The organism is Paenibacillus ihuae (assembly GCF_001368795.1).
Taxonomy (GTDB): Bacteria; Bacillota; Bacilli; order Paenibacillales; family Paenibacillaceae; genus Paenibacillus_AQ; species Paenibacillus_AQ ihuae.
Window position 1 is genome coordinate 223,687 of sequence record NZ_LN831200.1, and the last position, 5,513, is coordinate 229,199.

Consider the following 5,513-nt stretch of genomic DNA (forward strand, 5'->3'; position numbering starts at 1 on the left):
TGCGGACCGGGTGGGCGGGGCCCCGCTGCCATCTGCGGATCAGTGCATACAGCATCATCACCACAAGATCAGCGAAGAACAGGTAATCAATGGCTTGAATCGTTGATTCCACACTCTCTTTGACCTGAAAGACCTGATTCAGCTCATAGAAGGCCAGATAGGTCGGAACCGAACCGAAATGATTGAAATACACACTGGCTGCGAACAGCAGCAGCGATAAAATCGTATTGAAGATCCAATAAGCGCCCGTCTTCATGCGCCGCGGAAGAATAACGGTCAGAATCCCCATAATCAGCAGTACCGGTGCCAGATCGGCGGCAATCCACTCCCAGGCAATCTGTTCAAAAAACAGTCCTCTCAACAGCAGCAGCTTCAGCCAGATGAGTCCGGCTACAATATAGAACTGCACCGGCAGCAGCTTGGCTTGGTTCTCGTTCATCTTATCCCCTCTTACTTCTATTCCGTATTTTTCTGTAAAATAACTTCCACTTTTCTGTAAAATATCAGATTTCTCTAGTATAGCAATACTTGTTTTGTTAATCAAAAAGAGACGCCGCCCGGTATGGGCGTACGTCTCTATCCTGCCTACTTCCATTGCTCCATTCCTGCATTGCTTCATTAATATAGAGTATTAATATCTCGCGCCATATTTAAACTGTACATCACCCCGTCCAGATTATATGAAGCCCTGATGGAGGGGGCATCCCCCCGGCTTTCAAAGGTAATAACCCCAGGCTGCGACTCATATTTATCCAGCATATAATCCTCCAGCCGGATATCAAATAGTTCGTCTGCAATTGCAGCAGCCGCACTCTGCAGCTTGGCATTATCCATCTCCAGCAGCTGCCGGTCCTGCTTAGCAAGCTTTTTCGGATCCTCCGATTTGGCGATGATTAACGACTGAACGGTAATGTCCAGGACAGCATGCGTAGCATAGTCCAGCGTAACAATTGAGGATTTACTTACGTCAGGTCCATAGATCAGAGTAATTTCACCGTACATGCCTTCCCCGGTATAACGGATAATCTTGCTCAAGTCCTCATCCCCTCCGCTTCGAATCAGCCTTAGCGCCTTTAGTCCGGCTTCCTTTAATTCCTCACTGACATCGCTCTGATCTACATTGAAGCCGGCCCGGACATAAACGCCATTTGTGAAGTTAATATCGGCATCTTCTGCATGTACAACATTCTTAACTTCTACAGTTTTATCCGCTGTATTCCCGTAATCGGCATAACGCGTTAACCCCGTAGCCTGAAATTCCCGCTTATACCCGAGCTCCTGCAATTTTTTCCGGGCCTCAGCGATTAGCTTGCTGCCGATTTCTCCCGGTCCATACGAAGCACACATGCTGTACATAGTTACTTCCCCCGTCTCCTTGCTAATTTGGAAAAATGCGAAGGAGTCCGATTGTTCGCTCTCTCTGTAAACGAGCTGTACGTAGTCCTTATTTCCCTCCCGCAATAGTTTTTCAAAAGGAAGCCTCTTGCCAAGCTGCTTCAGCATCAGCTGTTCCGCATTCTTTTTTAGCGCTTCATCGGTAAGCACAGGATTACTCTCCACAGGAAGGGTGATGCCTGCCGAATTGCCTTCTTTTGCAGGTATACTGTTCAAGTACAACGCCCCTGCTCCTGCCAGCACCAGGACAACGGCGGCGGCTGCCAGCAAGCCCCGGAACCTGAATCCGGCTCTGACTTCGCCTGGCCTGCCCTGCTGTACACGCCGGATCACCCTTTCAGCAGAGGAATCGGTAAATTTCGGCTCCTGGAACGGCCCTTTGCGTGCCTGTTCATACCACTGCGGCTCATGCTCCTCCATCACTTCATCCCCCTTAGTTTGTCCTGGACTTTATGCCGCGCACGGTGCAGCCTTGACTTGACGGTTCCCGGAGGCAGCCCGGTCAGACCGGCGATTTCATTAACCGACAGCTCTGCCTTCAGGTCCAGTACCAGCACCTCGCGCAGCTTCTCCGGCAGCTTCATGATGATGTCCCAGATGTCCCTCGTCTGCTGGTTACCCAAATATTCCATCTCCGCGGAACGCGAAGTGCCGAGCTGCTCCACCAAGGTGCCATGCTGTCCCGGATCTGCCCCTTGCCGCTCCGCGTACACAGGCGAAAGACTCTGAACCCCGCCGCCCCACAGGCCTGTGCGGAAAAATCGTGATTTCCGGTAAGAGAAAACCGTGTTGCGCGCGATCGTAAACAGCCAGGCCTTGAAGCTGGAAGTTCCCCTGTACGTGCCAATCCGGTAAAAGCATTTCACGAATACTTCCTGCGTGAGATCATCTGCCTGCTCGGCATTTTTAGTCAGATAATAGATATAGTTCCAGATATCATTTCCGTACAGGCCCATTACCTGCCGCAGCAGATCTTCATTCATGGTTTCGGCATCCTTCAGCTCATCCGGCGTTATCCGTTCATCCCGGTTCTCCCGTTCAACCCGCTTATCCAGCTCCAGCTCCAATTGCACTCACCTCACCTTATACGACCCCTTTATTAGGCAAAAGGTTCCCTTTATTTTCTATTTTTTAGTTTGCTAAAAGTGAATCGATTGCACTCTATGACACAGATTGATTGCAGAAAATGCAGCCCTTTTAACAACCACCGCATTTTGGCTTTAAGTGTACTTCCTACAGTTATAACGAAGAAAAGACCGGTATTAGCCGCTGTAATTGTATTCTCTACAGTTAGAGTTAGGTCATGCTCCACTTTTGCTCCATTACTGGGGGTTTAATTGTACAGAGTACAGCTACATCAGTTTCAGCGCAAAACAGGCCTCTCCAGTTGTATTAAATACACTTAGAGCCAGTTAGAGCCAATATAACAGAAAAAAATGTCCTCTATCTCCGGAGATCATTTCAAGATTATTAGATATCCTTGGCAGCAAACACACGCAGCGAAATCAGATAGGAGCAGAATAGAACCAGCACATAGCCGAGACCCACAATAACCGGAAGCAGAATGCTGTCCGTCTTGCCTGTACTCACCCAGTGCGACAGGCCTGGCAACCACTCCACCAGCTTAGAAGCCGCGCTAACACTAAGCATAATCAGCATGATGAAGACAAAATTGACCACCTGTGTCCCCTTCCGGCCCAGCCAATAATAGAGAGGAAGGTAGAATGATGCAAGTAGCGGAAAGGCGGCAAGGCACAGGGCAAGCTCTCTCCAGGCTAGAGGGCCGGTTGTCCGGCCGGACAGGAACGCGACCAGGTACAGCAGCAGCGTACATACCAGGCTGACCATTCCGTAAGGCAGAATGGCCAAATATTTGGCCAGCACCAGCTGCTGTCTGGGGACCGGAAGGCTAATCAGAAATTTCTGATTATTCTGCTGCACATCAAGTGTGCAGGAATTGATCAGCAGAATCATGGCAGGGAACAGGGCGAACAGTGTATAGCCGTCGAAATTCGTATAGCCCATAACCAGATAATACGGGATAAGCAGCAGTATAAACTTTTGGATGAGGATGAAGTCTTTACGGATCAGATACAGCGAATTATACACGTACATCACTTCCTTTTACTGAAAAGTACATAATTTCCTCCAAGCTGGGCGTCTCGCAAATGGCCGTTTCCTTGAAGTAACGCTCCCCCTCACTCCGGTTCTGGATCAGCCCCTCGAAGCCGTGCGCGCTCTCCCGGATACCGAGGAATAAGCGGCGGACGTCACGGTCGAGCAGTTCTTTGCCGCCTTTGACCAGCAGATATTTCTCGGCCAGCGCCTCCTTCATCTCATGGAACACGATCCGCCCGTCGTTAATGAACACAATATAATCGGCAATCCGGTCCAGATCCGTTGTGTTATGCGTTGAGAAAATAATCGACTTCCGCTCGTCCTGAATATGTTCTGTAAGCAAATCCAGCAGCTCTCTGCGGAACACCGGATCAAGCCCTGAAGTAGGTTCGTCCATAATGAGCAAATCTGCCCCATGCGACAACGCTATTGCCAGTGAAAACTTAACTTTCATCCCCTTGGACAGATCCTTGATCTTCTTGCCCGGGGGCAGCTTGAACAGCTCCTGGTATTTCATGTATGTATCCTCATCCCAGCGGCTGTAGAACGGGACAATCACCTTTTTCATCTGTTTAACCGTAAGCTGCTCGTAGTATATATTCTCGTCAGACACGTAGCCGATCCGGTCTTTATTCGCCGGCAGATGCTCCTTGTGATCCAGCCCGAACAGCTGAATCTCTCCCTGGTCCGGATGGACCATGCCCATGATCATCTTGATCAGCGTCGTTTTGCCTGCCCCGTTCGGGCCGATCAGTCCGGTAATATACCCTTCCTTCACCCCCAGTGAAATATTCTGCAGCTGAAAATGTCCATAGCTCTTGTGCAGATGATCCAGTCTGATGCAATCACTCATTCCTGTTCCTCCTCGTATAGCAGCTTCAGCATATCTGTAAGCTCAGCATAATTGAGACTCAGCATTCTGCTCTCGTCAATGATCTCCTTCAGCTTCAGCTCCAGCATCCGCAGACGCTGCTCTTTGATAAATTCCTGATCCGCCCCGGATACAAAGGAACCCTTGCCGACGATGGAGTTGATCAGCCCTTCCCGCTCCAGTTCCTCGTAAGCCCGCTTCGTCGTGATCACACTGATCTGCAGCTCCTTGGCCAGCAGGCGGATGGATGGCAGAGGCGTTCCCGATACAAGCTCCCCCTGCAGAATCAGCTGACGGATCTGGGCCACAATCTGGGCATATATCGGCTCTCCGGAAGTACTTGATATCAATATGTTCATCCTGCGGCACCATCATCCTTACGTTAATTGTATTTAGTGTATATATTTAATATATACATTATATGAGGATGTGTCAATTCCAAAAAGATAAGGGCTGCGAAAGCTCGCCCCCCTTGATCTCTATTCAAAATAAATACGCTAAAATACCAATCCCGCCCACCAACAAGGCGATAATAATCAGTACACCGCCCGCAATCACCACTGATTTTCTCTTTTCCGGGTCATCAGCTGTATTCTTATAGGCACTGATAATTATTAGTGGTAACCCTAAGAACCCAAGCATAGCCCAATTTCCAATGCTTTCTCTTTGCTGACTAAATAAAGAATATCTTTCAAAAATTTTAACCAGACCAAGCATAATAGACATTGATGCAATTAAACTCATACCCAGAGACACAAACAGATCATATTTGTGCCGGTCCTTTACGATATGAAATATAAAAGGGATCGCTAATCCAATAGACACAAATAAATATACCGGCAACGGAAGACTCTCGTAAAAGCTTATTATAGTGAACACTCCCACCCCAAAAATCATATCTTTCCGATTGTGAGGTTATAGCTTCTTTATGTCAACAAGGACAAAAAGCCCACACAATAGTTAGTCGTGGGCATAAGTCGTATATTCATATATTCGTATACACTATAATGTTTTCAACTAATCTTCGAATGAACCAGCAGCCGTTTGATCGAGCGGTTGGCCTCGTGCAGCACGGTGTCTTTATCCACGGTCTTCAGCAGTCCTTTATCCATCAGGATTTCACCATCGA

7 protein-coding genes and 1 pseudogene are annotated in these 5,513 nt (G+C 48.4%); all 8 read right to left on the reverse strand.

All coding sequences use genetic code 11. The annotated features are described in order from the left end of the window. Window positions 1–439, reverse strand: a pseudogene (locus AQR02_RS34800) (LTA synthase family protein); the annotation flags it as partial. Window positions 440–618: 179 nt separating this feature from the next. Then, window positions 619–1,815, reverse strand: a complete 1,197-nt coding sequence (locus AQR02_RS23565) for a hypothetical protein (protein WP_054942844.1) — start codon at window positions 1,813–1,815, stop codon at window positions 619–621. Further along, entirely contained in the window at window positions 1,815–2,468 is a 654-nt protein-coding gene (locus AQR02_RS23570) for an RNA polymerase sigma factor (RefSeq protein ID WP_245237702.1), read from the reverse strand. The genes AQR02_RS23565 and AQR02_RS23570 overlap by 1 nt, the downstream gene beginning before the upstream one ends. 397 nt (window positions 2,469–2,865) lie before the next feature. After that, window positions 2,866–3,504, reverse strand: a complete 639-nt coding sequence (locus AQR02_RS23575) for an ABC-2 transporter permease (RefSeq protein WP_054942845.1) — start codon at window positions 3,502–3,504, stop codon at window positions 2,866–2,868. Continuing rightward, a complete protein-coding gene (locus AQR02_RS23580) occupies window positions 3,497–4,366 on the reverse strand; it encodes an ABC transporter ATP-binding protein (protein WP_054942846.1) in 870 nt (289 codons plus the stop codon). Before AQR02_RS23580 ends, AQR02_RS23575 begins: the two co-directional genes overlap by 8 nt. Further along, the gene (locus AQR02_RS23585; RefSeq protein WP_054942847.1) at window positions 4,363–4,743 is read right to left on the reverse strand and encodes a GntR family transcriptional regulator; all 381 of its coding nucleotides are present in this window, start codon (window positions 4,741–4,743) and stop codon (window positions 4,363–4,365) included. The genes AQR02_RS23580 and AQR02_RS23585 overlap by 4 nt, the downstream gene beginning before the upstream one ends. Before the next feature lie 124 nt (window positions 4,744–4,867). Continuing rightward, window positions 4,868–5,209, reverse strand: coding sequence for a hypothetical protein (locus tag AQR02_RS32640; protein WP_209444279.1), 342 nt, complete (start codon window positions 5,207–5,209; stop codon window positions 4,868–4,870). A gap of 188 nt (window positions 5,210–5,397) precedes the next feature. After that, window positions 5,398–5,513, reverse strand: a 116-nt coding sequence (locus AQR02_RS34805) for a hypothetical protein (protein ID WP_245237715.1), incomplete at its 5' end; no start/stop codon positions are given.